At 56.9% G+C, this 26,983-nt stretch carries 25 protein-coding genes and 2 pseudogenes; 20 read left to right on the plus strand and 7 right to left on the minus strand.

The features are described from left to right. The first annotated feature begins 24 nt into the window (after window positions 1–24). The 6 genes from ACWHYZ_RS10065 (at window position 25) to ACWHYZ_RS10090 (ending at window position 3,687) form a co-directional block, all read left to right on the plus strand. Window positions 25–396 (plus strand): rhodanese-like domain-containing protein, encoded by a 372-nt coding sequence (locus ACWHYZ_RS10065; protein ID WP_447987130.1) that lies wholly within the window; start codon window positions 25–27, stop codon window positions 394–396. Between the two features lie 115 nt (window positions 397–511). Next, window positions 512–1,453 carry an NADP-dependent oxidoreductase gene (locus ACWHYZ_RS10070; RefSeq protein WP_447987131.1) on the plus strand — a complete coding sequence of 314 codons (942 nt, stop codon included), beginning with the start codon at window positions 512–514 and terminating at the stop codon, window positions 1,451–1,453. Between the two features lie 304 nt (window positions 1,454–1,757). Continuing rightward, window positions 1,758–2,396, plus strand: coding sequence for an NADPH-dependent FMN reductase (locus ACWHYZ_RS10075; protein WP_447987132.1), 639 nt, complete (start codon window positions 1,758–1,760; stop codon window positions 2,394–2,396). Between the two features lie 31 nt (window positions 2,397–2,427). Next, the gene (locus ACWHYZ_RS10080; RefSeq protein ID WP_447987133.1) at window positions 2,428–2,874 is read left to right on the plus strand and encodes a VOC family protein; all 447 of its coding nucleotides are present in this window, start codon (window positions 2,428–2,430) and stop codon (window positions 2,872–2,874) included. A 31-nt stretch (window positions 2,875–2,905) separates the two neighbouring features. Then, window positions 2,906–3,142, plus strand: a complete 237-nt coding sequence (locus ACWHYZ_RS10085) for a hypothetical protein (protein WP_447987134.1) — start codon at window positions 2,906–2,908, stop codon at window positions 3,140–3,142. Between the two features lie 101 nt (window positions 3,143–3,243). Further along, complete coding sequence (locus ACWHYZ_RS10090) at window positions 3,244–3,687, plus strand: glycoside hydrolase family 15 protein (protein WP_447987135.1); 444 nt, start codon at window positions 3,244–3,246, stop codon at window positions 3,685–3,687. A gap of 106 nt (window positions 3,688–3,793) precedes the next feature. Here ACWHYZ_RS10090 and ACWHYZ_RS10095 read toward each other — a convergent pair whose 3' ends face one another. From ACWHYZ_RS10095 to ACWHYZ_RS10105, 3 genes are all read right to left on the minus strand, one after another. Then, complete coding sequence (locus tag ACWHYZ_RS10095; RefSeq protein WP_447987553.1) at window positions 3,794–4,684, minus strand: pirin family protein; 891 nt, start codon at window positions 4,682–4,684, stop codon at window positions 3,794–3,796. A gap of 531 nt (window positions 4,685–5,215) precedes the next feature. Then, window positions 5,216–5,917 carry a 2OG-Fe(II) oxygenase gene (locus ACWHYZ_RS10100; RefSeq protein ID WP_447987554.1) on the minus strand — a complete coding sequence of 234 codons (702 nt, stop codon included), beginning with the start codon at window positions 5,915–5,917 and terminating at the stop codon, window positions 5,216–5,218. A 44-nt stretch (window positions 5,918–5,961) separates the two neighbouring features. Continuing rightward, entirely contained in the window at window positions 5,962–6,111 is a 150-nt protein-coding gene (locus ACWHYZ_RS10105; RefSeq protein WP_447987136.1) for a hypothetical protein, read from the minus strand. Window positions 6,112–6,790: 679 nt separating this feature from the next. Between ACWHYZ_RS10105 and ACWHYZ_RS10110 the strand changes: the two genes are divergently transcribed. The 3 genes from ACWHYZ_RS10110 (at window position 6,791) to ACWHYZ_RS10120 (ending at window position 9,645) form a co-directional block, all read left to right on the plus strand. Further along, on the plus strand, window positions 6,791–6,931 hold the full coding sequence (locus ACWHYZ_RS10110) for a DUF1499 domain-containing protein (RefSeq protein WP_447987555.1): 141 nt from the start codon (window positions 6,791–6,793) through the stop codon (window positions 6,929–6,931). An 87-nt stretch (window positions 6,932–7,018) separates the two neighbouring features. Further along, the gene (locus ACWHYZ_RS10115; RefSeq protein WP_447987137.1) at window positions 7,019–7,189 is read left to right on the plus strand and encodes a hypothetical protein; all 171 of its coding nucleotides are present in this window, start codon (window positions 7,019–7,021) and stop codon (window positions 7,187–7,189) included. A 59-nt stretch (window positions 7,190–7,248) separates the two neighbouring features. After that, window positions 7,249–9,645, plus strand: coding sequence for a phosphoketolase family protein (locus tag ACWHYZ_RS10120; protein ID WP_447987138.1), 2,397 nt, complete (start codon window positions 7,249–7,251; stop codon window positions 9,643–9,645). A gap of 108 nt (window positions 9,646–9,753) precedes the next feature. On the opposite strand, the gene ACWHYZ_RS10125 is transcribed toward ACWHYZ_RS10120, so the two are convergent. Continuing rightward, window positions 9,754–10,197, minus strand: a complete 444-nt coding sequence (locus ACWHYZ_RS10125) for a response regulator (protein ID WP_447987139.1) — start codon at window positions 10,195–10,197, stop codon at window positions 9,754–9,756. 659 nt (window positions 10,198–10,856) lie between these two features. On the opposite strand from ACWHYZ_RS10125, the gene ACWHYZ_RS10130 reads away from it, so the two are divergent. The 5 genes and pseudogenes from ACWHYZ_RS10130 to ACWHYZ_RS10150 all read left to right on the plus strand — a co-directional run bounded on the left by ACWHYZ_RS10130 (window position 10,857) and on the right by ACWHYZ_RS10150 (window position 15,443). Further along, window positions 10,857–11,546, plus strand: coding sequence for a helix-turn-helix transcriptional regulator (locus tag ACWHYZ_RS10130; RefSeq protein WP_447987140.1), 690 nt, complete (start codon window positions 10,857–10,859; stop codon window positions 11,544–11,546). Between the two features lie 515 nt (window positions 11,547–12,061). Then, window positions 12,062–12,730, plus strand: coding sequence for an HAD family hydrolase (locus ACWHYZ_RS10135; RefSeq protein ID WP_447987141.1), 669 nt, complete (start codon window positions 12,062–12,064; stop codon window positions 12,728–12,730). A gap of 498 nt (window positions 12,731–13,228) precedes the next feature. Further along, window positions 13,229–14,065, plus strand: a pseudogene (locus tag ACWHYZ_RS10140) (SDR family oxidoreductase). A 303-nt stretch (window positions 14,066–14,368) separates the two neighbouring features. Beyond that, entirely contained in the window at window positions 14,369–14,947 is a 579-nt protein-coding gene (locus ACWHYZ_RS10145) for a hypothetical protein (protein ID WP_447987142.1), read from the plus strand. 133 nt (window positions 14,948–15,080) lie between these two features. Beyond that, entirely contained in the window at window positions 15,081–15,443 is a 363-nt protein-coding gene (locus ACWHYZ_RS10150; RefSeq protein WP_447987143.1) for a TraR/DksA family transcriptional regulator, read from the plus strand. A 436-nt stretch (window positions 15,444–15,879) separates the two neighbouring features. Here ACWHYZ_RS10150 and ACWHYZ_RS10155 read toward each other — a convergent pair whose 3' ends face one another. The 3 genes and pseudogenes from ACWHYZ_RS10155 to ACWHYZ_RS10165 form a co-directional block, all read right to left on the minus strand. Further along, window positions 15,880–16,215 carry a lipocalin-like domain-containing protein gene (locus ACWHYZ_RS10155; protein ID WP_447987144.1) on the minus strand — a complete coding sequence of 112 codons (336 nt, stop codon included), beginning with the start codon at window positions 16,213–16,215 and terminating at the stop codon, window positions 15,880–15,882. A 219-nt stretch (window positions 16,216–16,434) separates the two neighbouring features. After that, window positions 16,435–16,794 (minus strand): hypothetical protein, encoded by a 360-nt coding sequence (locus ACWHYZ_RS10160; protein ID WP_447987145.1) that lies wholly within the window; start codon window positions 16,792–16,794, stop codon window positions 16,435–16,437. A 553-nt stretch (window positions 16,795–17,347) separates the two neighbouring features. Next, a pseudogene (locus tag ACWHYZ_RS10165) lies at window positions 17,348–18,945 on the minus strand (MFS transporter). Between the two features lie 446 nt (window positions 18,946–19,391). On the opposite strand from ACWHYZ_RS10165, the gene ACWHYZ_RS10170 reads away from it, so the two are divergent. The 6 genes from ACWHYZ_RS10170 to cls all read left to right on the plus strand — a co-directional run bounded on the left by ACWHYZ_RS10170 (window position 19,392) and on the right by cls (window position 26,913). Next, the gene (locus ACWHYZ_RS10170; RefSeq protein WP_447987146.1) at window positions 19,392–20,237 is read left to right on the plus strand and encodes a RibD family protein; all 846 of its coding nucleotides are present in this window, start codon (window positions 19,392–19,394) and stop codon (window positions 20,235–20,237) included. A 442-nt stretch (window positions 20,238–20,679) separates the two neighbouring features. Next, the gene (locus ACWHYZ_RS10175; protein ID WP_447987147.1) at window positions 20,680–21,279 is read left to right on the plus strand and encodes a Dps family protein; all 600 of its coding nucleotides are present in this window, start codon (window positions 20,680–20,682) and stop codon (window positions 21,277–21,279) included. Window positions 21,280–21,606: 327 nt separating this feature from the next. Continuing rightward, window positions 21,607–21,870 carry a ubiquitin carboxyl-terminal hydrolase 14 gene (locus ACWHYZ_RS10180; protein WP_447987148.1) on the plus strand — a complete coding sequence of 88 codons (264 nt, stop codon included), beginning with the start codon at window positions 21,607–21,609 and terminating at the stop codon, window positions 21,868–21,870. Between the two features lie 296 nt (window positions 21,871–22,166). Further along, window positions 22,167–24,002: a glycoside hydrolase family 15 protein gene (locus tag ACWHYZ_RS10185; RefSeq protein ID WP_447987149.1), complete on the plus strand. Its 1,836-nt coding sequence runs from the start codon at window positions 22,167–22,169 to the stop codon at window positions 24,000–24,002. Window positions 24,003–24,109: 107 nt separating this feature from the next. Beyond that, complete coding sequence (locus tag ACWHYZ_RS10190) at window positions 24,110–24,670, plus strand: hypothetical protein (RefSeq protein WP_447987150.1); 561 nt, start codon at window positions 24,110–24,112, stop codon at window positions 24,668–24,670. A gap of 812 nt (window positions 24,671–25,482) precedes the next feature. After that, window positions 25,483–26,913, plus strand: a complete 1,431-nt coding sequence (gene cls / locus ACWHYZ_RS10195) for a cardiolipin synthase (RefSeq protein ID WP_447987151.1) — start codon at window positions 25,483–25,485, stop codon at window positions 26,911–26,913. Window positions 26,914–26,983: the final 70 nt, after the last annotated feature.

Here is a 26,983-nt window from a genome sequence, read left to right on the forward strand (position 1 = left end):
GCTAGAGAAGAAGGAGAATGAACCATGCCGACACAAGTCAAGATCAATGATCCGACAAAGGCAAGAGCATATTTCGAGGCGAAGATGGCGTTCACCACCGGACCCGTCGAGCTCGAACGCATGATGAAGAACAATGACGTGAACATCGTCGACGTCCGAGCCGCCGAGGATTACGCCGAAGGACACATTCCGGGCGCCGTCAATCTGCCGAAAGATCAGTGGCAAACGATGACAGGCTTGCGCAAGGACAAGACGAACGTGCTCTACTGTTATTCGATCGTGTGCCATCTCGCCGCGACCGCCGCCGTAGAATTTGCCGCGAAAGGCTATCCCGTGATGGAACTGGACGGGGGCTGGCGATGGTGGAAGGACGAGGGGTTCGAGATCGAGAAGTAATGGGCGGGACACATCCGGTTCCGGTCTGATCGGCCGCTGAAGATCGTGAGGGACTTTCTTGGACTGATGCAAGCAAGTGCTTGAGGGGCAACAAGGACGCCAGAAAGGGTTCCACATGAAAGCACTACAGATGAACCAATACGGTGGAAGGGATGTCTTGGAACTCAATCAGAATGCGACGAAGCCCGTAGCCGGCAAAGGACAGGTGCTGATCGAGGTGCATGCAGCAAGCATCAACCCGATCGATTGGAAAATCCGTGATGGGTATCTCAAAGAGCATCTGCCGCTGACGATGCCTGCGACGCTAGGCGGAGATGTTGCGGGCATCGTCGCCGAAGTCGGCGACTCCGCTTCCGGCAGCGTCGGTGAGCGCGTGTATGGCTACGCAAGCGTGGTGTCAGGAGGATCAGGTTCGTTCGCCGAATTCGCGGCAGCCGCAGTGCCGACCATCGCGCCTGCACCACAGAAGGTGAATGTGACTCAGGCCGCCGCCTTGCCGCTTGTGGGGTCCAGCGCGGTCCAGGCGGTAGAACAGCACATCAAACTTCAACGTGGCCAAAAGATTCTCATACATGGCGGCCCCGGCGGCATCGGCAGCATGGCAATCCAAATCGCGAAGTCGATCGGAGCCTATGTCGCGACCACTGCAACTGCCCAGGACCGATCGTACGTTCAGGAATTGGGCGCCGATGAAGTGATTGACTATCAAAAGGAACGCTTTGAAGAAAAGCTGACACACTTCGATGCGGTCTTTGACACAGTGGGAGGCGACACGGCCGAGAGATCGTTCAAGGTGCTCAGAAAAGGCGGCACCCTCGTGTCTATGCTTGGACAGCCGAATCCGACGCTTGCGCAAGAGCACGGGGTCACCTCTATTGGACAACAGACGCATGTCACGACGGAGGTCTTGAAGCGGCTCGCGCAACTCGTGGACAGCGGAACAATCAAGATTCACGTTGATAAGGTATTCCCGTTGGAGAAAGGCAAAGAGGGCTTCCAAGTTCTCGAAGAAGGACATGTTCGGGGCAAAGTCGTCTTGGAAGTGAAACGGGGATAACGGTTTGTAGCGGCAAGCGCTAGCCCGGATTATTCATGAATGCCGTCGCCCGCCATGGCTTCTCGCACGTGAGGTTGACACAGGCGAACTTGCGGTCTGTCGAGGAGACCGAACGAGAAAAGCCGCGCCGGGCGAGAGGATCGGCCGCTGTAGCAGGTACTCATGAATAATCCGGGCTAGGCTCATGCTGATCCGTTTGTTACGAAGGAACGCCGGCGGTACAACAGCCGGTGATGAGGAGGTTCTAGGGTTATCGCGATACCCTCGGCAGTCGCTGTGAAAGGGAGGAGACCAGCTGAGAGCTATGGCTGAGGTCGAGATCAAGGTTATAGGGCTCGGCGGCTCCCTTGCTCAACACTCGGCCAGCCTGGCGGCGCTCGCCATCGCGCTGAAGGGCGCGGAAGAAGCGGGTGCGCAGGTCGAGCTGTTCGATGTGCGCAAGCTCAACCTTCCGATGTACGACCCAGACGACAGCGAAGTGCCGGAGGCAGCTCGTCATCTTGCAGATGCGGTGGCCAGTGCGCGTGGTCTGCTCTTGAGCAGCCCGCTCTACCATGGATCGGTGAGCGGCGCGTTTAAGAACGCGCTCGACTGGCTGCAGCTCTTGAGTGACCGCGATCCTCCCTTCCTCACCCATAAGGTCGTGGGCCTCATCAGCGTAGCGGGAGGGGTGTACGGCCTGCAGGCGGTGAATACGATGGAGTTCGTCGTGCGGGCACTGCGCGGCTGGAGCGTCCCGCTGGTCATCCCGATTCCCCATGCGTGGGAAGTATTCGACGAAGAAGGCAAGGCCCGTGATGGAGGGATCGAGCGTCAGCTCCGTGCGCTGGGAGCGGAGGTCTGGCGCGCCGCGCGACAATTCGCGCTCGAAGGAGTCTGCGACTACGCGGAGGGAGAGGCTGCGCCGCAGGAAAAGCAGAACAAGAGCATGACGATCACGTAGACCTTGGGAGAAAGATACAAGAGGGGAAAATATGCCATCTAATCTGAATCCCCAGGATATAAGGGGGTTCCCGGCGCCGAGCGAAGGATTCGTGGTCACGCACCTGCTTATTGTGGCCGATCAAGACCGCTCACGGGAGTTCTATCGCAAGGTATTGGGCGCAGAAGTGATCCGCGAACGTGACCCCCTAGGGTTGCGCCTCAGCAACAGTTGGCTCATCATCAATACCGGCGGCGGTCCGACTGACGATAAGCCGGATGTCATCGCTGCGCCACCACAGAGCTCGCATGTACTCACCAGTGGTCTTAACATCCGGGTCGCCGATGTCAACGCAGTCTATCAGGAATGGAAGGCGCGCGGTGCCGAGTTCCTGACCGAACCCAAGGACCGTGGGCGTGAGATTCGCTGCTACCTACGCGACCCTGACGGGCATCTCATTGAAGTCGGGCAGTCCACCGGCATTCTCACACAGGCATAACGCCCGTCCTTCAGTCATGTCGAGGTTGGACATGATTCGGTTCCCTTTCGTCGCATATCCGGCAATCGAGGAACACGGCATGATCGGCGATCGGCGCACGGCTGCCCTCGGAATGATCTTCAAAATAGGAAAGGACCAACTCGCGGTCTGGGTCAGCAACAACGTCGACATGCGAGGCAGCGCGGCCTCGCAAGTCATGAATCTGCACCAGGCAGAGGAATTGTGGGCTGTGCCAGTATGGACCCATCCCGGGGGACTGGTCCTCTGAGCGACTGTCCAACGTGCTCGTGACAACGATGGAGTATTGGAAGCACTGGTCGGTCTTGCCTATTCGGGTCCACACATGCAAAGAGCTCGACGGTCGCTCTCTTGATCCATCTCTCAACGTTTGCCCCAACTGGTTCCGTCGTGGCTGCCCCAACGACATCGCTTCCCGAGTGCATTGGCGGCGATCTGAATTATGACTATCGCTTCGCGTGGATTCGTGATGCCTCGTTGGCGATGGCGATGATGGCGCTGCTCGGAGATACCCGATCGGCAGCCTACTTTATGGGGTGGCTTGCGCGGCGAAGTTCGTCGACGGATTCGCCCATTCAGATCATGTATCGCCTTTCGGGGGATACGGATGTGAGCCAGCATGAGCAGCAAGGGCTAAGGGGCTGGCAATCGCGGCATAACTGGTATAACGAGTATAAAGCTATAGTCCAGCGTTGCGTCCTCCATTGTAAACTGGAGGATGCGATCGCAGCGTATGTCAAACCGAAAACTTCCGGCTCACGCACACACTGCGACCCTCACCCACTGAAGAGCTAGGGTGAGCTTGACCCCTAGAGTCTCTGTGGCACCCGATGGATCAACGTCTGATTAAGCAGCCTGCTTTGACCGATGATCCTATCGATGTCCGTCCAGCAGATTGATCTCAAGTTTTCACTTCCTGGTGGACCGGACGGGCAATTTGCCCCATTCGACCGCTCTGGTAATCCAGAAACGCTTGCCGGATTTCGGCTTCGGTGTTCATCACAAAGGGTCCGTAGCCCACGATTGGTTCATTGAGCGGTTGCCCATTGAGGAAGAGGAGCCGTGTCGGCTCCAACGCTTGGATGGCAACCTGGTCACCCTCGCGCTCCAAGACGGCCAATTCCGCTTCATCCACAACCTCACCACCAGGCAGGCGGAGTCGGCCTTTCAAGACGAATAGGGCGGTGGTGTAGCCGCTTGGCACACGGAAGTCTGCATGGCGCTCCGCGTTCAACTGTACATCCCACACATTGATGGGACTGAACGTTTGCGCGGGCCCCGGCGTGCCCTCATGGTTTCCGGCGATCACGCGCACCGTACCGGCGTCGCCAGGAAGTGCCGCAGTCGGAATCTGTGCTTCTGTGAGGCCCTGATACCGTGCCGGCGCCATCTTGTCCTTCTTCGGCAAATTGACCCAGAGCTGGATCATCTCAAATGGGCCGCCGTGTGTCGCAAACTCGGCACTATGGAACTCTTCGTGCACGATGCCGGACGCCGCCGTCATCCATTGCACATCGCCCGGCCGGATGATTCCACCTCCGCCCGATGAGTCGCGATGTTCGACCTCGCCATGGTACACAATCGTGACGGTCTCGAATCCGCGGTGGGGATGCTCTCCTACTCCCAGCCGCTTCGTCGTCGGCGGAAAGCTCCTCGGTCCTGCATAGTCCAAAAGGAGAAAGGGAGACAGGTCCGCGGCGCGGTCGTTGTAGGAGAAAATACTCCGCACGGGGAAACCGTCCCCAACCCAATGCTGCTCACTACTGCGTTGCCTGAAGGATAGTTTCTTCATCATGTGAGCCCTCCCTGCGCTTGCCGGCGTGAATTATCCCTCTCATATCAAACAATAGCGGGCCTGTCATCAACCATTTGTCGCATGCAAAACCGTTCCATGAACCATAAGAGATAGTCTTAAATGAAACAAGGTCAAGGGTGAAGCAGCTCGTCAATGATTGTCCAATATTCCCCGGGTGAACACGGCTATTCCATGTACCCGGTCCGAAAAAAGTCGCCCAGACACCATATGCATTTCTATAACCGCACTCCGCGTCTTCCATCCGCTCCTGCGCAAAAAAAGATAAACTACCTTTCCAGCTGGCACGCCAATGATTGCCATTGGAATGGCTCCATTCCCAGTGGTAAGAATTCAGCACTCTACCTGACTGCCGGATCTCAATGAGAAAGTCTCGAATGAGGCTGTGCGTGCGGCGGATAAATACCGGCTGTAAGAGTCAAAGAGAGCGGGATAGGGTGGGCACTGATCCGAGTAAGATTGAAGATACTAGAGAGCGACGGTCCCCCTCGGTTTCATATTCGTCAACTCTCATTGGGCGTCATGGAAAATCACACCAAGCGTATGGCGATGTCCCGAGCGGATGCGGCTGACGCCGTGCCGAAGCGTGACCCGGTACACGCCTCGTGTGCCCTGCACCGGCCGCTGATTGACGGCAAAGACCACCGCATCGCCTTGCTGGAGCGGCACGACCTCCGGCCGAGATTGCATCCGCGGCCGCTGCTCCGTCGTCACGAACTCCCCGCCCGTGAAGTCGCGTCCGGGCTCGGACAACAGAAGGGTGAGCTGGAGCGGAAACACATGCTCACCGTACAGGTCTTGATGCAGGCAGTTGTAATCGTCCACGCCATACTGAAGCATGAGTGGAGTCGGTTTGATTTGCCCGGCTTGATGACAACGCTCGATGAACTCCGCATGCGTCGCCGGATAGCGCACCTCGATATCCATGGCCGTGTTCCAACGATTCGCGATGGGTGCGAGATACGGATACAGCGTTGTCCGGAGGCTTTCGATGAGATCGGGCAGCGGGTAATTAAAATACTTGTACTCTCCACGCCCGAAACCATGGCGCGCCATCACGACGCGGCTGCGGAAGATTTCATCCTGGGGGTACAGGGCGACCAATGTCTCGCATTCTTCCGGAGACAGCACTCGCTCACTCATCGCGCTCCCTTGTGCATCCAGCTCGTGGGATATCTGCTCCCAATCGATCGCTCTGATGCGTTCTGCCATCTTGTTCGGCGATGCGATCGGAGATGTGGTTTTGGTGAATACATTCATGTTCGTACCTCCGTTCGAGCAGCGCGCGTTTGCGGTCGAACCCCCCATCGGTATCCTGACAGCGCGTCTTCATTGCGTACCACACGGTGACATAGGAATCGCCACGGCGAAGGCAGTGGCGCAGCAGGCCCGCGCGACGCTCGCACAGACTTCGGCGAACCAATCCGATTCGCGATGTCGGTATAGCTTGTCTCGAGCCTCCCGGAATGTTCCGCAACGCTTGCCGGACACGCTCTTGAAACGCCGTGCCGCTCACGTCCAGCGACAGATCGAGTCCGCGTACCGGCGCTTCGACCAAGTCGACCACTTTAGCGATTGACTCTCTCGCAACGCGTCAGTCTTCGAGGTTTGCGCGTGCTCCGATTTGCAGCCGATCCGATCCTCTCTTTCAACCACATGCCTTTCGCCGATATGCTCATTCGGATGACGAGCGGCTTCTAAAGGGACCACATTCTAGGTTGGGAGACTGACGTAACATACGGAGACGAACCAGAATACAGATAATAAGAACAATGTAAAACGCCTTGTGCAACTACGTAACTGTCGACACCGACGATCCTCGTCACGTCGTCGACATTCTGGTATACAGAAAGGATGCTCCTAACTCTCTTGACTATGGCCGATCAAATATCGCGGCTCAGCACCACGCCGCATATCCCGACTTCGGTCCCTTCATGTTGAGTATGCCCCGCGGATCGCGGCTTTTGCACAGGCGCTATACTCCTCCGAAGCGACGGGATGGGACATCCTGGCGCTGAATCGGGCAGAAGGACGGATTCAGGCAACCGATACAACTTTCTGGCTTAGCTTCAAAGAGATATTATCATTCGAGTCCAGGGTCAGAACGATGGAAGCCGTCTCGATGTTCGGTCGATCTCTCGGGTCGGTAAAAGCGATGTGGGTATGAATGCGGGACGCATTCGTGCGTACGTAGGGAGGCTGGGCGAAGCCGCGCCCGTATCCTGAAAAGAATGCACACGCATCTTGATCGACATTCCATTTCGGCCTGGATCGGCGCGGATGAAAGGTTTACGTCCGATCGGGACGTGAGACGTGAGCGACCAGGATTTGCTGATCGTGGCCTATCTCATATTGAACGAGGCGCAAAAGGCCGCGTTGTGTCCGGCGCATTTGTCTCCGGGCACGTGGGTCCGGCTCCTCAAGCGGGTCGCCTCGATCGTCGAAGAAGGAGTCCTGGCGCTTGAATTCACGCAGGACTATTGAAAGGACAAGTAACGTCGAGGCTGATAAACGAAGATCTTCATTGAAAGGAAGGGGTACGTATGCTGAACACCGTAGTTGAAACGCCGCTCACTGAAAAGGAACTGCAGCTGATCGACGCCTACTGGAGAGCCGCCAACTACCTCTCAGTCGGCCAGATTTATCTCCTCGATAACCCGTTGCTCAAGGAGTCGCTGAGACTTGAACATATCAAGCCGCGGCTCCTGGGCCACTGGGGGACGACGCCAGGATTGAATTTTATCTATGTGCACCTCAATCGTGTGATCAAGAAATATGATCTGGACATGATCTACATCTGTGGTCCGGGCCATGGCGGCCCGGCAATTGTAGCCAATGTGTATCTCGAAGGCACCTATAGCGAAGTCTACCCCAACGTGTCGCAAGATACGGAAGGGATGAAGAGGCTGTTCCGGCAGTTTTCATTTCCAGGCGGTATCCCCAGCCATGTCGCGCCGGAGACGCCGGGTTCGATTCACGAAGGTGGAGAACTCGGGTACGCGGTGTCGCACGCATACGGGGCGGCCTTCGACAATCCGGATCTCATCGTCGCCTGTGTCGTCGGTGATGGAGAAGCCGAAACCGGCCCGCTTGCCGCATCCTGGCACTCGAACAAATTTCTCAATCCCGTTACCGACGGCGCGGTGTTGCCGATTTTGCATTTGAACGGGTACAAGATTGCCAATCCCACCGTGCTCGCGAGAATCAACCGTGACAAACTGAACAGCTTGTTCATCGGCTATGGCTACAAGCCCTATTATGTCGAAGGCTGCGATCCTGAGCTCGTGCATCCAACGATGGCGGCAACAGTGGACGCGGCCATTGCCGAGATCAAGGCCATTCAGCAAAAAGCCCGCAGCCGGCGTGATGGCGGCAACGGGTCGCTGGAGCCTCCCGAGTGGCCGATCATCATTCTGAGCACTCCCAAAGGATGGACCGGTCCCAAGGAGGTCGATGGCCATAAGGTAGAAGGGTCTTGGCGATCACACCAGGTTCCGCTGGCCGAAATGGCTTCGAAGCCCGAGCACATCAAGTTGCTTGAAGCATGGATGAAGAGCTACAAGCCAGAAGAACTCTTTGACACGAACGGCACGCTCAAGCCGGAACTGGCCGAGCTTGCCCCGAGGGGCACACGCCGAATGGGAGCCAACCCACACGCGAACGGCGGCTTGCTCCTCAGGGATCTTCGGTTCCCCGACTTCCGCAAGTATGCTGTCGAGGTCCCGACGCCCGGGACAGTGGTCGCCGAGGCCACTCGGGTGTCAGGGAGCTTTCTCCGCGATGTGATGAAGCAGAATCTGGGAAGCAAGAACTTTCGCGTGATGGCGCCCGACGAACTGACCTCGAACCGGCTTGGCGCAGTCCTCGAGGCCACCAACCGTACGTGGATGGCCGAGCGTCTGCCCGAGGACGATCACTTGGCCCCTGATGGCCATGCCATGGAAATTCTCAGCGAGCATACCTGTCAAGGTTGGTTGGAGGGCTATTTGCTCACCGGTCGCCATGGTCTATTCACGACCTATGAGGCATTCGTCCATATTGTCGATTCGATGTTCAATCAGCACGCCAAGTGGCTAAAGACGACGCACGAAATTTCCTGGCGTGCTCCGATTGCGTCCTTCAACTATTTGCTGACTTCCCATGTCTGGCGTCAAGATCACAACGGCTTTTCACATCAGGATCCCGGATTCATCGACCACGTCGTTAATAAGAAGGCGGATGTCATTCGCGTGTACCTTCCGCCTGATGCCAACACCCTGCTTTCCGTCATGGATCATTGCTTGCGAAGCCGCGACTACGTCAACGTGATCGTGGCGGGCAAGCAACCGGCCTTGCAATATCTGGACATGGACGCCGCGGTCAAGCACTGTACGGCCGGCATCGGCATTTGGCAATGGGCGAGCAACGACCAGGGGGGCGAGCCTGACGTGGTGATGGGATGCGCTGGCGATGTTCCCACGTTGGAGACACTTGCGGCTGTGCAGATCCTGCGGCAGTACGTGCCCGAATTGAAGATCCGGGTGGTCAATGTCGTGGATCTCATGAAGCTGCAGGACAAAAAGGAACATCCGCACGGCCTGCCCGACAAACACTTCGACACGTTCTTTACCACCGATAAACCCATTATCTTCGCCTACCACGGGTATCCCTGGTTGATTCATCGCCTGACATACCGCCGGACCAATCACAAGAATCTCCACGTCCGCGGCTACAAGGAAGAGGGCACGACCACGACGCCGTTCGACATGGTGTTTCTGAACGATATGGATCGTTTTCATCTTGCCGCAGATGTGATTGAGCGCGTGGGGTTAGGATCGGCCGCGGCTTACGCGAAGCAGGCGATTCGAGACAAGCGCATTGAACATCAGGAATATATCCGGCGGTACGGCGACGATATGCCGGAAATCCGTGACTGGAAATGGACGGGCGCGCAGACATGACGGGAAAACAGGCGTGATACGCCACGCCGAGTGAAGTGTGGAAGCCGACAAGAAGCTTCACGTGTCGAACAGGCCACTGCGCCGTCTTGTGAAACCGGTGGATGGCCGTTACGATGACCGCGATGTGCTATTGCGCATGGCAGGTTGTTCCTGCGCTCTTCCATCGCGGATCACCGCGCAGAGGTCCAGAAATGAGCCTTTGGAGAGATACGCTTCCGCGCCGGCTTGTCGCATGGCGCCGGAAATTTGGTGATCGTTGTATAACGATAGCCCGATTACCCGGATGTGAGGCAGCTCCGCTTTGATCTTCCTCGTAGCCTCCAACCCGTTCATTTTCGGCATGTTGACGTCCATCACGATTACATCCGGCTGAATCGCATGCGCAATGTTCACCGCCATGCACCCGTCGGACGCTTCTGCTACGACGATCATATCGATTTGTTCCTCGATGATACCGCGCAGTCCTTCGCGCATCCTCCGATGATCGTCGGCGAGGACGACGCGAATCTTCGAGGGGTCCGTCTTCGGAACCGAGTTACGACAGGGTATCATGCCGCGTGCAATCTTTATCAAAAGCTACCATGAAGTCCGGTAGGGAGCGGCTTTCGCCGCCCTTCGAAGTCTTCAGTTGTGCACCATTGCCCGTCCATGGCGCCATGAATGTCAGGCCTTTCACATCGATAGGTCTTCATCTCGTCGGCGGTCGTCGGAAAAGGTCTACTCACCCATGTCTTCCATGGCCGATTCAGCTCGAACCTCCTCAAGAGGTATGCTTTGATGCCAAAGCATGGATCCTATGCCGAGGAATGACGCTCGACTTTCGAGGAACGAAGTGATTGCTTGTTTTGGGTGGTACACAATACACCATCCATTTACGCTGCCTAGCTGCCCGCCAGCCCCCTGTCCACGAAGACATGGATACCATTCACTTTCTTGAGCGACCGAGAACCAACCTTGACTAGCAGGTTGTTGAAACAACGCTCTACTCTGACAAGAGCATCAAAAAACATGGAAGGCCGGATGACAGTCACCAGGGATAGCAGGATGTTCAAAAAGGCCTTCCAGCGCGGGCGCAGGAGCGAAGGAGCGAGGCGTACTCAGGGCAGTACGTTGAGTCCCTGAGCGACGTGAGAGCAAAGTTGGAAGCCTTTTTCAACATCCTGCTAGGGAACCGTTCTACGTCAGAGGAATAGTCATAAGGAGGCCGATCAGTGGCACAGGCTACCGTCAAATCAATCCAGGAATTCGCGGCCAGGTGCCGTTCACCCCGTCAGTTTAACCGGCTGCTCGAGGATCTGCGCTCGCTGATCCCATATCGAGGTCTCGTGTGTATTTCCTGTAACCCGGCAACACATCGAGTTGTTCAAATGGTGGATGTCGACTATCCACGTCATTATCTTGGCTGGTACCTCGCTACTGGAATGTGCCGGATAGATCCGGTCTTTCAGGAGAGCTTGCGAACGCAACAACCCCAAATCCGGTCCGATGTCATGCGTCGCTTGCCTGGTCGGCATAATGCGGAACAGGAAAAACGGATTAAGCGATTCAATCTTCAATATGAAATCGTAGGCTCAGCGGCCAACCCGGACCGGGAAGGAATCTTCTCTGTAATTCTTGATTCAGAGCAGGAGGCGAGGAGAAGTCTTCCAGCATTTGGCGAACTCCTTCCAGCACTCTTTCAAGCGCTTTCCACCTCTTATCGATACCCGGTGCTGACGGATCGTAAAAAGACCATTCTTTTGTGGCGTGCACAGGGAAAGCGTCCTAACATGATTGCTTCTGAACTCGGCATTTCTCAGCGCACGGTCAAAATGCACACGGAGGAACTCATCAGAAAGCTGTACGCCGTGGATTTGGTACACGCCGTATGGATTGCCGGTCAAATTGGGATCATCGGCTAAAAATGAAAACTTTTCTGTCGGCCTGAATTGGTTCTGTTCATCATGAAGGTCGGCTTGTCGGTGAAGGGTGCGGAGTAGCTGGCGCGGCTCACACGGTTCTTGGGGTTGCGTCGCAATACCTGCATCCTTAAGTCATCGTTTGCAGTTATCGTCCTGATACGAAACATGCCGCGTGTCCGGCTGAGCCGAAGGAAAGGCTGACCTAGGATGGCTAGTAACTATCGGACAGGAGACATGATGGCCTTCCGTACACCGATACTTGCCGTCGGGTCTGCTGAAGAGCGCTTTCATACATGGACGCCGTGGCTGGGCTCGCGCCATAGTGTTAGCTTCGGCAAGCACTACGATTCGGAGAACGCTCACCGCGGTCTGTCGCTCGTGAGCAATGACGATATTGTCGGACCCGGAACCAGGTTCATGACCCATCCACAGCGGAGGAGGTGTCGCTGTAAGATGGAAGAGGGCTTTGCATCTATACAGGATGCCGTATACCTAAAGAGAAGAGTAAGACCGAAATGACGCGCTCGCCGCCCGTTGATGCTATTGTCTTCGACCTCGATGGCGTGCTCATCGATTCCGAACCCATCTGGGATGCCGTGCGGCGTGAGCTCACGGAGGCTTGGGGTGGACACTGGCATGATTGCGCGCATCAGGAGATGATGGGGATGAGCGCTCCTGAATGGTCTCGATACATGCACGAACGCCTGGATCTTCCTCAGCCTCCTGAAGAGATCAATCAGGAAGTCGTGCGGCGCGTGGCGGAACACTACGAAAGAAATGTGCCGTTGCTGCCGAGCGCCGTGGAGTGCGTCCAGAGCCTGGCGCGTGAATGGCCGCTTGCCGTCGCGTCTTCGTCCAATCGATCCCTCATCGAGGCGGTTCTCAGAATCGCCAAATTACGGGACTGCTTTCGCGTCGTGCTATCGTCCGAGGAAGTGGTGAACGGGAAACCTCAGCCCGACGTGTACCTTGAAGCAGCACGCCGACTCGGGATCCAAGCGAGCCATTGTGCCGCAGTCGAAGACTCCGAGAACGGTATTCTGGCCGCGAAGGCGACAGGCATGCGTGTCATTGCTGTGCCAAACCCCCACTATCCTCCGAGTTCGTCAAGTCTACAAACGGTCGAAGCCGTGTTGTCGTCCTTACATGACCTCACGCCGGCTTTCATCCGCGGAGTGTTCTGACTGGCTGGTCCTGCCCTCCTCCCATTGTTTCATGAACGTGTGGTGACCATTGCTATCGCGAGAAGCGCGGAGCCTTTTGTCGACCTCCAGTGGACGGCGTTTCTTGTGCCTGCTCTGATGAAATTGGAACAGACACCACACTGTTGCTGCCGGACTCGCCAACAGACAGTAACAGTAGTTGAACGGCATGCTAGGAGTCTGTCCGAGTAATCCTTCGTTGCGAGGAAAAGGAAATGCAGATGCGAGGCCGCAGGTCCGAAAAAGCCGCAGGCGTAATCGCCGGAATACGTTGAGGATTGTTTCGGGCCGAGAACGACGCAGATGCCTGCAGATCGTTTGCCGAAGTAGAATGACATTACTCGCACAGATTCCTGGATTCGACACCGCTTGACCGCTCCGTCACGTCGGCAAGTCCATTTTGGGCCAGATGCTCTCTCTCGGCCAACTCCAACAAATGTTTAGTCGGCGACGGACCCATACCATCAGGGGAGAACGATCATGGTTATGGCAATAACGGGAGCAACCGGCCGTGTCGGTGGGCTCGTCGCCCGGCATCTGGCCGATGCGGGCGTAGAGCAGCGACTGCTGGTCAAAGACCGGGCGCGCGCCCCACAGCTTCCGGGCTCGAGAGCTATGACGTTCTTGGAGTACGGCGACCGGACTTCCTCGCTGAAGGCGCTGCAGGGGGTCGACGTGCTGTTCATGGTGTCGGCCTCGGAGAGTGCAGACCGGATCCAGCAGCATGAGACATTTGTCGACGCCGCAGCCGAGGAGGGTGTGATGCACCTCGTGTACCTCTCATTCTTGGGTGCGGCGCCCTATGTGACGTTCACGCTGGCTCGGAACCACTGGGCCACCGAGGAGCGGGTGCGCTCGACGGGAATGCGCTACACGTTTTTGCGCGACAGTATGTACTCGACTTCCTTCCAGAATTGGCTGGAGACGACGGCGTCATTCGCGGGCCCGCCGGTGACGGGCGTGTGGGCGCGGTCGCTCGGGCGGACGTGGCCCGCGTGGCCGCGACCGTGCTGCGGGATCCGGCCGCTCACCAAGACGCGACCTACCGACCTCACGGGCCGCGAGGCGCTTACGCTGGAGCAGGTGGCCCGCACCCTCACCGAGGTCACGGGCCGCCGGACGACGTATCACGAGGAGACGATCGAAGAGGCCTACGCATCGCGTGCACCGTACAATGCCCCGCAGTGGCAGCTGGACGCCTGGGTGTCAACCTACATCGCCAGCGCAAAGGGCGAACTCGCCGAAGTCAACGACACCGTCGAGTCGGTCACCGGTGTGCCGCCCATCACCTTGCGCGAGTTCCTCAAGCCACGCTGAACGACGAATAGAAACGGCATCGCCGATGGGGCAGTGCAGCAGTCCGTCCATGCCGGGCAACGAGTCACTTTTGACAGCAGACAGCTCTGCCCCTCAGGCCCGGCAGTGTACGGGCCTAAGTCGTCCGGCCGTAGAAAAGACATTGCGAGCAAACCGAGACGAACAGGGCGATAGGGGTATTAACGACAGAAGGCTGTCGCCTGGCTGACAGACAGTTGTTGACGGGCACGCTATGGTCCTTTGCTATCGATACCGCCGAATAGAGCCATTCGCAAGATCTCGAACCTACACGGCGTCCGGACTATGGGGTTCATTCTAATCCTTCTCGTATTCACTACAGGGGACAGCCTTCTGCAAGCGAGAGCCGCTCACGCCGGCGAGACACCGAGCGGTGAACGGGTGCTGCTGCCGGAAGATCGAATCGTCCGCGGAACGGTGCAGGATGTCAGATCGGGTTTCATGCAAGTCAATATCGGCGAGGTGGAACCGCTGTTTCTATCGGTTCAAGATGCGAGTGAAAGGGGAATATCATCGTTGAAGCCGGGTGAAAAACTCATGATTGTCGTGTCGGACCAAAACGAGGTCATCGACTTTCACCCGGCAGGTCAGCCCGGCTGGGACCGCGTGTTGAAGGCGCATCTTGCCCAACCACTGATCGGCGATCAGCGGTGGGCCGTCATTCGCACGGTCGAGGGCAAGCTTGAACCCTATGAAGTGACTGAAGGCGCGCGGCGGAAGGTCCTCAATATTCCGGTAGGAGTCCCGGCCATGTTCCTTGTGGATAAGGCCAACATCATCATTGATGCGACCTTCGGAAGTGAACGCGCTCTGTTGGAAACTCTGGCGCAGTGGTCGAAGGACCGGCAACGGATCATCCATTAGTGACCCGGGGTCTGGCGGAATCAAGAAGAGGACTGCCATGAGGTCATCAAGATAGTCTTGCAGAAGAATCGGGCCTGCTGTCGAAGCAAGCGAGAGCAATCCTTCATGAGGATCGTGCAACACGGAGGCAATCGTGAATATAGACGACTACAAGCGACGGTTGCAGCAACAGGAACAAGAGCTATCGACATGGATAAAACAAGCAGGGGCAAGTGCTCATGAACCGGCCGATGATGAGACCGCCGGTGGTGCAAGCGCAAGCGTCGAGAACGAACTCAAAGCGATGGAGCTCAGGCATGTCGATGCGGAGTCAACAGTACTGACCCAGGTGCGCGAAGCCCTCAAACGCATCGAGAACGGCACGTTCGGCAGATGCGTGGTAGATGGGGGACCGATCGAGGAGAAACGGCTGGAAACCATCCCGTGGACTCCGTATTGCCTGAAACATCAGCATGAACTAGAAGGGGCCAGGCCACCGCGAACGGCCACTCTATAGACACTCATCGGAACAACGAGAGAAACAGTGCTATCAGTCACTTTACTCCTTGGAAGCCCCCAGCAATCCTAATCCAAGCGAGCCTCGAATCACCGAGTGAACACTGGGGATAGTCAGTGCTCCTATTCGGCATGTCAGGGTACTCTGCGGGATCATCACCTTCTATAAATTGTTGACGAGATGCTGGTCGGGAAACGTTTTTTCAAAGGCAAGCGCTTACTGCTCATCAGCTTCTATTTCATACGCCGGCGGTTGGTTAAGCTATCGTACCACCAATCGTTGGCACGAGCGCTTACGAAACGTTGTAAGTTCCTTGGCGTTCCAGGAGTCATCCAGCCTCTTCATCAAGTGGAAGTTCTGTTCCGGGATCATAACTGCGTCATAACCGCTCCTTTCGTTCTCCTTCGTTACACAAATGTCTCCATCCATGCCATGCTCAGCCGGCCTCGGCCCGCTTCCAGGCGAGGTACGAGTTCGTCTCTTTTCCGCCGGATTTGATAGGAGCCGCCATGCTCAGGTGGAGCATGTCGCCCTCAATTTTCACAACGCGCGGCTGTGTCTGTCCCAGCCAGTTCGGGAAGAGCGATACGAACATCGAGTGTGTGAGGTGCTGCTTTTCTTCGTCCGCGTGGAAGGGGCCGGAATAGGCGATGTAGCCCAGCGCCTCCTCCTTGATCTCCTCGTCGGTGCCGCGAAACCAGTCGCCCGATGCGAAGGTAGGACGGCCGGGGCGCATGAGCTGCGCCGACATGTAGCCGTCGGGTGTATACATAATAATGCCCTGCGGCTGCTTTCCCAGCGGGGTCCGCGTCCTCGACAGCGGCTGTGGGACCGGCAATGCCGGCGTTGTTCACCAGCACATTGAGCCCGCCCAGCGCCTCGACAGAAGCGGGGACCATGCGTTCAATATCGTCACGCATCAGTGCCAATTTTAATGGCACTAACGACAGCATTGTCTACTCCACCCGATAATCACAATACCTGATAGATCCTATTTGAGAAGGCTGTTAGAGTGGCCACCAATGGGAGGTGGATTATGCAGCAACATTCTGTCCATCAGGCTCATGAGCATGCGCACGGCCCGGAGTGCGGACACAACACCATCATGCATGGCGATCATAACGACTATTTGCACGATGGTCACATGCACCATCTGCATGGCGACCATGTCGACGAGCATACGATTGACGTCGGCCCGAGTAATCCCATCGCGTGCACATCGGGCCACGCCTGCGAGGAGCACGAACGGGAGCATCGACATCATGCCCAATGTGGGCACCATGCCGTGCCTCATGGCGATCATGTCGACTACATTGTCAGTGGCCACCTTCATTATCAGCATGGCAGCCATTGTGATCATCATGGCTCGGTGACGATCCGCTAATCATTGCATGGGAACTGAGCTCTTACTTAAGAAGATTCCACGGATTCATCTGTGCATAAAGAAGGTCTAGTTTCAGGTTGCCATATTCACCTCGCACGGTGCGAGTAGTTCCGCGGGTCCGAGGCATTCTCTCCGGCGTGGCTATAACCAGGAGGGGACGTGATCAGCGACCTTACTCCATCGAAATAGATCCTCCCTCATCGGGAAACTTTCCCTCGCCATCCTTCTACGGATGGGCTCCTTGCCTGTGCTATTGCACAAAAGGATATTTCCTATAGACGCAAGGGCTGCTCTAGGCACGACGAGAGAAGCGAAGCGTGGGAGAACCTCTGATGAGGCAAGAAATTCTATACCGCCAAGGCAAGCGCTCATGCGCGGTTGGAAGGCTCTCTACCCAAGAGGGCCTTCCGATAGGTTGCACGCACTCTTCCAACGCCTGACAATCCTTTTCATCGGCCAGAAATTGCATGACACGCGCACTACTTATGTTGTGGTGCACAGGCTGCTCAGGACAATCCTCTCACGTCGTATCCTTCCTTGGCGTCGTAGCGTCGGCCGCGATCAGATGGGTGATCTTCGGCGCACCGTTTCGCAGAAAGTGATTCACGGTGGTCTGCAGTGCGAGGTCCGAGCGGGTCACACGGACATGTCCACGGAGGTGCTCCAGCCAGGAATCGGTCTGAAACGTCTCGACAAATCGGCCGGGGTGTGCCGGATCCTCGAACACTCCCCAGTCGTGAGCGCCGTCGCGAAGGCGCTCACGTGCCAATTTCCTGAGCGCGTTGAGGAATGGATCGCGGTATTCCGGCTCGATGTCATATTCCACGATGACCAGGACCGGGCCGCGATCCTGTCCGATGTCGCGCGTCATGATCGGTGTAGAACAGTCCATGGAGGGGGATAAGTCCAGCTCGGCGCCGGTCTGCAGTTTCCATCGCCACGTTAACGGTATGGCCATCAATGCCCCCGCCGCAGCGGTCACATGCGCGACAGGAAGGCCTGCGACGCTGGCCAGTTGGCCCCAAATCGCACTGCCGATCGCCATGGCACCATAGAAGACGGTGACGAACATGGCCAGTCCACGGCCGCGTACCCAGTCGGGCAAGGCGACCTGCGCCGAGACGTTGAGCGTCGATAACACCGCGATCCATGAGGCGCCGGCGATCAGGCTGGCCAGCAGGGCGAGGCCTAGATCGTGTGCCAGCGCGAACAGCGCCAAAGTAAGGGCTGTTGCAAGCGTACCGACGGCGACAAGCCGGTCGGGGCCAAGCGCCGCGTTCAAACGCCGCAAGGCAAACGCACCGCCGATCGCGCCGCCGCCGATTGCGCCGAGCAGGATCCCATAGATTTCCGGCCCGCCGGCAATCTGGCTGCGCTCAACCAGCAGCGGCAGCAATGCCCAGTACGCGCTGGCGAATAGGAAAAAGCCTGTTGTCCTCGCCAGTGTCGCACGCAGAGGGGTGTTGTACCGTGCATACCGCAGCCCTGTGCGAATAGCGTTTGTCAAATGTTCGGGTGGCAGCTGCGGTCTGTCCCGAAGCGGTTGGCGCCACCACAGAAGCGCCCCGACGACGCTGAGGTTGCTGACCGCATTGATCCAGAATGGCGCGGCAATGCCATAGACGGCAGTCAACGCACCGCCAAGCGCCGGGCCGATGGCGCGGCTGATATTGATGCCGACACTATTGGCCGCTATGGCCGGGGCGAGATCTGACATGGGGACCAGTTGCGGGACAACCGACTGCCAGGCGGGGGCGGTGATCGCGGCCCCCCGCCAACGAAGACCGTAAAAAACAACAGGCTTCCGGTGGTCACCAGCTGAAGCCAAACGAGCGCGGCAAATACTGCGGCGAAGACGGTCGTGGCCAGCTCACCGACGATGAGAAACTTGCGGCGGTCCACAATATCGACGATCGCGCCGGCCGGAAGTGCCAATAAGAACATCGGCAGGCTGCTTGCGACTTGAACCAACGAGACGATCAGGGGCGACGGATTGAGGCTGGTCATCAGCCAGCCGGATGCGGCACTGTACATCCACCAGCCGATGTTCGAGATGACAGTCGCCGTCCATATCACCGTGAACGATGTATGGCGGAACGGGCTTCCGGCAGAGCGCATCCCTTGGCTGGACGGACTCGCTGCAGGCACTCTGTCTTGGCGGCGCGTTGGCAAGGCGGCCCCCCTTCAATTTGTCGCGTAGGGCGGTCAGGCGCTCGAACCGACCCCCTCATGTATGCTCATTCTAAACCTCGGGGTCTGTGCGCGGACATTCCAGACGGCACTAAGATGATGAACTTTCCGGGAAGAAGAACCGGCGCGCACAAGCACACTTTGAAGATGAGCGTCTGAAGTATCGAATCCCTCCACCATCGCCCCGTAGAGCGCTCGGCGATGCAATCACTTCGATAAGTTGATTCGGGGGAACCGATTCGGGAATGATGGCTTGCTAGACCGATCCATTAATGCGTCCCCAGACCAAGCAATGCGGTGAGGATGAGGGCCAGGCCGGCCCATCCCTTTCAACAAGGTCAGGACACCGAGTAGAAGGGCCATAGGAACATCCGATGCACCTCGTCACCATATTTGACCGTACATTAGGGCAAGCACCCAACCTGTTATCCCACACGCTATCAAGTCTGTATGATGGCTCACTTGGTTTTCGCGCCAAGGAGGACGGGCGCCCGCTCATCATCGGCAACTTTGTCCAGACACTCGACGGAATCATTTCCTGGAAGATCCCTGGAGCGTCCGATGGAGGAGCGATCAGCGGCTTCAACGACGAAGACCGATTCATCATGGGTCTTCTTCGCTCATGTGCGGATGCGGTGATCGTAGGAGCCGGGACACTACGCGACGATACGGGACATATCTGGACGCCCGGGTTCATCTATCCGACACTCGAATTCGAATTTCTGCGTCTCCGACAACATCTCGGCAAACCCCACGGCAACCCTCTTACTGTCATTGTCAGCGGATCCGGTCGCGTCAACCTCCGGGAACGAGTGTTTTCAACCGAGGGAGTGAGGACCGTCATCCTGACTACTCACACCGGGAGCAAGCGGCTCGAGAATGACTATGGCCAAATGTTGCCACAGAACACTGAAATGCATGTTCTTCCAGGCCGGGCTGAATTGGACCCTCACGATATCACGTCGCTATTGCAGAGTGAGTACGGTGCGAAACTGATATTGAACGAAGGGGGCGCTCATTTGTTCAGCTCCTTTTTACGCGCACGCTTGGTTGATGAGCTCTTTTTGACCATAGCTCCGCAAATCGGAGGAAATGCGATGCACCGACCGCATTTTGCCGAGGAGATAAGCTTTGCTCCATCCGAGGCTCCATCCGGCCGCTTGATGACGGTGAAGCGGCCTGAACTCGGTAGCCACCTGTTCTGCCGATATCAATTCTGAAAAAAAGATCTCTCCTATCCGAAGACCTCTCCGTCTTTACGATATGGCACGAACCAAAAAATAATCGCTCGACCTCTCAAACGGCCGGTTTTCCGATCGCACCGGCAAAGTCAAAGGTTGAGGCTCACTCGGTGTCGGTCCCCTATGGATCGTGGCACAATCCTCGTGAAGGACGTACGAAGGGAACAGGTGATAAGCCCTCTGACACCGTGGCAGGTCGTTGGCCGATAGACCCGCCGTAAAGCCTGTTTTAGACTCCCTCGCTGAAAATGGTTTTGTATCTTTTACCCTACACTCGATTGTGCGCGATGGTCCTCTATCGTTGGAACACACCTTCGCGTAGCCTTTTGAGTCGCCCGCCAGTAGTGAGGCTGAGAGAAGAAAGAGAATCAGGCCGGCACCGGATGCACGGTATGAATATGGCATTGAGAGGAGGCGCAGCATGAAGGCCCACGGTATAAAGGAGCATAGCTTTCTTGATCGAGTCCGGCCGCTGACCGATCAACACGCCAGAGAACTTCAGCCGTATGGAACGATCGTCAAGCTTCCGATTGCATTGGAAGAGAGTGTCTGCAAGGCGAGCGTAGACAATCTGAATCAGCTGATCGCTGATACCATCACCCTCCGCGACCTATATAAGAAACACCATTGGCAGGTGGCCGGCGCCACGTTCTACCAACTGCATCTCCTGTACGATAAACACTACAAAGAACAGAGCGAACTCGTCGATCTCCTGGCCGAGCGAATTCAGACGCTCGGCGGGATCACCATCGCCATGGCGCACGATGTCGCGGAGACGACGATGCTTCCCCGAGTTCCGCGCGGTCGGCAGGAAGTGCCCGTGCAACTGGCCCGATTACTTCACGCGCATGAAGTCATTCTGCTCGAATCCCGAACGATGGCGAGACAGGCGGCCGAAGCCGGCGATGACGGTACCAATGATCTCCTGGTAAGCAATGTGATCCGCACGAACGAATTACAAGCGTGGTTTATCTCGGAGCATTTGGTCAACGTGCCGCTTGTGCAGGACAATGGAGCCTAAGAGTTTGTCCGAATCATGCCATGTGGCTCGCAACGAAGGATGACTCTGACAGACTCCTGCAATGTCTCGCCGTCGAGCCGCGGCACCGACCATTTCAATTCATCTACGGGCTCTCGGTCATCAGCCATGAATTGCGGGAATTCATCCTGCCGTACCATGCGGTCCAGACTGCTTGCCTTTTTGCACGTTACATAGGATGCAGCAGCCAGTTTGGCTTACTGGGACCGCGCTTCGTTGGAACCGCTTCTATGCGATAGTCCACGTCGACTTCATTGCACCGCAGGGCATGGTCGATCAAGACAACGGCCGCGAACAAAGGACACCATCATGGCAGCCATCTGTACTCATCTTGATCAAATCCGAGAAGTCATACCGAGCGCGCAAGGCTGTGAAGACTGTTTAAAGATAGGGGATACCTGGGTGCATCTTCGGCTGTGCCTCAGCTGCGGCCACGTCGGCTGTTGCGACTCGTCAAAGAACAAACACGCGACGAAACACTTTCATAACGCTGATCACCCGATTGTCCAGTCTTTCGAACCCGGCGAGGACTGGCGCTGGTGTTACGTCGATCAGTTGTTGATGCAGGGGTGATTCTTCGCTGATGGGTTGTTTCCCCTACCAGTGATCTACCTCCCTTGTGCCTGGATGTTGAATGAATGCCTATGCACTATGGGAGGCTCGGTGTCCCGTTGCGACTGTGCGAAGCCGACGATTCATCGACATGGCAGGCTGGCGCCACAGCACGATCCGACGAGGAGGATATCGTTTTCGAAACGGCCCCAGGGCTCATTAACGAAACGATAAGAACACAGTGTTTCCTTATTGCTGCATGACTGTGATCCAAGAGCTAATCATCCGACTAACTTCAACTTCGATCGGCTTCGCACATGGCCTATCAACCTATTGAGGACTACGGCATCATCGGTAACATGCGGACGGCGGCGCTCGTCGGCATAAATGGATCTATCGATTGGTTCTGTTTTCCGCATTTCGACTCACCGAGCGTTTTTGCCGCCATTTTGGATGACGACAAGGGAGGCCGGTTCGAGATCTCGCCCCATGGGACCGGAATCACCACCAAACAATTTTACTGGGTGGAAACGAATGTCCTCATCACGCGCTTCTTGTCGGCAGATGGAGTCGGGGAAATCGCTGATTTCATGCCGGCAGGACTACCCCGTGATTCGCCCTGGTCCGATCAATTGGTCCGGCGGGTAAGTGTCACACGAGGGGCCCTCGATTTTGAGATGCGATGCCACCCGGCGTTTGATTATGCACGCGCGCCGCATCGCACGACGATCACCAAACATGGAGCGAATTTTGAGTCGGCTGCCCTCAGGCTGGGACTGGCAACCGCTATCCCGCTGTCTGCCGATGATCGCGGTGTCCGCGCGAGGTTCGTCCTTCAGGAAGGGCAGACCGTGTCGTTCGTACTGGGGCGCCTCGAAGCCGGTGAGGCCTGTCCTCAAGGCCCCTCCCCAGAGGAAACGCGAGAGCTTTTCGAACGCACGGTGAACTATTGGCATCAATGGCTCTCCAAATGCACCTACACAGGCCGATGGCGGGAGGTGGTGTACCGCTCGGCGCTGACCCTGAAGTTGCTGACCTTTGAGCCGACGGGGGCCATTATTGCCGCACCGACGTGCAGCTTGCCGGAGACGCTGGGCGGGGTGCGGAATTGGGATTATCGATATACGTGGATCAGGGATGCGTCCTTCACGCTGTACGGCTTGCTCAGAATCGGATTCACCGAGGAGGCGGATCGTTTCATGGCATGGCTAGAGGCACGCGTCCTCGAAGTCAACGGCAACGGATCGTCGCAGATTGTCTATGGGATCGACGGACGCCACGAGTTGACGGAATGCATGCTCGACCATTTGGACGGCTATCGAGGATCTCGGCCCGTGCGGATCGGGAACGCCGCATATGGTCAGTTACAGTTGGACATCTATGGCGAGATGCTGGATTCCCTGTACCTGTACAATAAATATGTGATGCCTATTGGGTATGATGCCTGGGCCGGCATCCGCCGGCGTCTCGATTGGCTGTGTGACAATTGGCAACGGCCGGACGAAGGCATCTGGGAAGTGCGAAGCGGACGCCGGCACTTCGTCTATTCTAAACTGATGTGTTGGGTGGCGATGGACCGCGGTCTTCGATTGGCCGAGAAACGATCGTTTCCCGCAGATCGCGCCCGCTGGCTTCAGGTGAGGGATCAGATTTATGAGGAAATCATGGCGAAGGGATGGAGCGACGCCCGTCAGGCTTTCGTGCAGCATTACGACAGCCGGTCCTTGGATGCCTCGAATTTGATCATGCCGCTGGTTTTCTTTCTCTCTCCAAACGATCCGAGAATGCTCAAAACGCTGGAGGCCATCAACCGTTCGCCGAAGGACGGCGGGCTGGTCTCGGACGGTCTGGTGTATCGCTACGACAGCGAAACAGGGGAAGATGGCCTGCACGGACGAGAAGGCACCTTTAATATGTGCACCTTTTGGCTTGTCGAGGCGCTGACTCGGGCGGGGCGGGTTGATCGTGCGAGGCTGATGGAGGCCCGGCTGCTCTTTGAGCGTATGTTGGGGTATGCCAACCACCTGGGACTGTACGCAGAGGAAATCGGCGGCAGCGGCGAAGCGCTCGGCAACTTCCCCCAAGCGTTTACGCACGTGGCGCTCATCAGCGCCGCATTCAATCTCGATCGAGCGTATACCCAGAAGAAGTAACCGACCCACTGCTCGAGAAATGCATCGAACCGGCTTTTCCGCGCCGCCGCATGCAACCTAGTGTTCCGATCAGGACTGCATTTGCCACAGATCACGGAGGTGAACGTATGGCTGCAGATCATCCACAATACATTGAAGCCTGGCCGGAGGAGTCTCGAGAAGCCGCTCAACTCGTCATCGATGAGTACGGCAAGCCCGACGAGATCACGGAGACCCAGCTCATATGGCACAACCCAGGGCCATGGAAGCGGATGGTCGCCTCAAAGGCATTTTATCAGCACAACTTCCCGGCGCCGCATATCGATGCGGTCGAGTCGGTCATCGATTACCATGTGCCGGTAGAGAAATTTACGCCGGTCGCGGAATTCGATGGCAGCGTCGTGATCGAGCGGACCGCAGGGGAAGTGTCCGCTCGCTGTCACGACGAGGAGGCCAACTTCTTGGCGCTCAATCTCATGCATGACATTGTCACCGGGGCAAAGACGGCACAGGAGGCCAGGAACTATTACGCCAAGGAGTTCGCCGATTTCCGGCGCAAGAAGCCGACACCATACATGGAACGGCTCAGGTTTACGCCTGCGGACGGCGGCGCCGCCGATCCGGACACGCGAATGCTATCGGATGAAGATCTCAAGCAAGCCGCCAAGGAAGGGAAGGAGCGTGGCTAGCGCAGGGCGGCCACGCTGTACCATGACTGATCTTGTCCGTGCTCTCCCCGCACCAATTAGACTTCGGCAAGCACATCGAGTTGCTTGCGGTGCTTATACAGGAGCCGACTCGTCTGGGCTGGGAATGAGCAACTTCACCAGCACGTAGTTCGTGAGGAAGACGAGAAGGAATCACAACCAGGTCTTGCCGCCCGGCATTTTCATCTGTCCCGCACTCTTCGCGGGCAAGACGTATTACCGCCATTTGGAGTTCCCGTGGCGTTTTGGAATTGTTGTGGTCTCGTGTCTGCTCTCCCGCCAAGTTCATGGTTCCTCCTCTGGCGCTCGTTGCCTATTTGGTGCCGCCCTCATACACGTTCGCTCTTCACTGTCAGCTCAAATCGACTGCTCAATCCATTCGCACGGTCGAGTAGCACAGTACCGGAGCATCGCATAGCGGAGACGGGGATATCGGCGTGTATTGATATAGTGCACGCGGCCATCGGGGAATCGGGAACTGCATTCAGGATGAGCACCGGGATGGTGTTCCGAGAAGCCGCTGCCCAAAGAGCTTGTCATTGGGGTAACACTGAATTCGATATCCGATGCCGGGGACCCTGAGGACTTTCGAAGAACTGTACGCTTCCCAAACACGTATGCTAAATGTTTTTAAAGCTCAGGAAGCACTTAGGCAATGGGAGTTTGAGGGCCGTCTTCGTCAAGTACGATGGGATTACGGAGGTAGGCTGCACGAAGACCAGAGATTCAAGCCACTGCACGAATAGCTCCCGAGCCACTGCGAAACTATTGCGATGAGCCATCTGGATACGATCTTGACCACATCGCTTGCTCTCTATGCACTTGGCACGGGTGTGTTCCTCATTTTGGAGAACCGCCGCCCTCAAGCGACCTTGGCATGGATGCTCGTCTTTATCTTCGCCCCCGGAGTAGGGTTGGTGATCTATCTATTTTTCGGTCGAGATGTAAAAGCCTTCAGCAAAGAGAGTCGGCTTCTTCAGCAAGATCTTGAGGGGAATGCCCTTCCACTCCTGTCGCCCATGCTGTCACACCAGGATGCGGAAATCACCCGACTTGAGGGCGAGAGTGCCAGCCGCCGAAAGCTGATGAGACTCGTGAGGTGCAACTCCAATTCGGCGCTGACGAACCGGAATCATGTGGCGATCTTGCAAAACGCCGCCGAATTTTACCCCAGCCTCATGAGGGACATGAGGGCGGCGCGGCACTCTATTCATCTCCAGTACTTTACCTGGGGTGCGGACCCGTTCACCGAAGTCTTGAAGGACATCCTGACTGCACGGGCGAGGGCAGGCGTCAAGGTCAGGCTGCTGTATGATCCGATAGGCTCCCACGGGCATCTGAGCCGCGCCTATGTCAGAGCCATGCAAGCTGGGGGAGTCCATATGGCGGCCACCTCGCCCCTCTACCGGCTGCATACGATCGGCTACCGCAACCATCGGAAGATTACCGTCATCGACGGCGCGATAGGCTATACCGGTGGGATGAACATTGGGCAGGAGCACATAGACGGAGGGCGAGGATTCGACTCATGGCGCGATACTCAGTTGCGCATGGTCGGGGAAGGCGCGGCCCTGTTACAGGCGGTGTTCATGGTCGACTGGTACAACGCCGTTCGTGAAGACCTGTTTGCGCAGGCTTACTTCCCAAAGGAGGCGACGGAGTTGAGCAAGGGCGACGTGCCGGTTCAGATTCTCCCCTCGGGACCCGACTCGCAATGGGCGGCGATCAGGCAGCTCTACTCCTTCATGATCGTATCGGCCCAGCAGCACGTGTACATTCAGTCGCCCTTCTTTATTCCCGACGCCACGATTGCCGAAGCGCTGATGTCGGCCGCGCTCTCGGGGATCGACGTCAAACTGATGTTGAGCGCCAGGCCCTCCGGCAATAAGCTCCCTGCTTGGGCAGGCAACACATTTATGGCCGATATCGTCGCGAGCGGCGCGCGCGTCTTTCTCTATCAAAAGGGCTATCTGCACGCCAAGACGATCAGCATCGACTCCGAAATCTGCTCGATCGGCTCCGCGAATATCGACATCCGCAGCTTCAGCATTAATTACGAACTCAACGCGGTGCTCTACAGTAAGCAGCTGGCCAAAGAATTGGAGGAAGACTTTGAGCGGGACCTTGCTCATTGTACTCCATTCGATTTAGCCAGCTATCGGAAACGCAACGCCGCTGTTCGGTTCAGGGACTCGGTGGCGAGGCTGCTCTCTCCCTTGCTGTGAGTGACAGTGATCGGAAACGCTCGGCGTCGTGCCATTCCGAGAATCTGAGGTTCGAGATGCTCGCTTCTCA

The sequence above is a fragment of the Nitrospira sp. Nam74 genome (genome assembly GCF_965152615.1).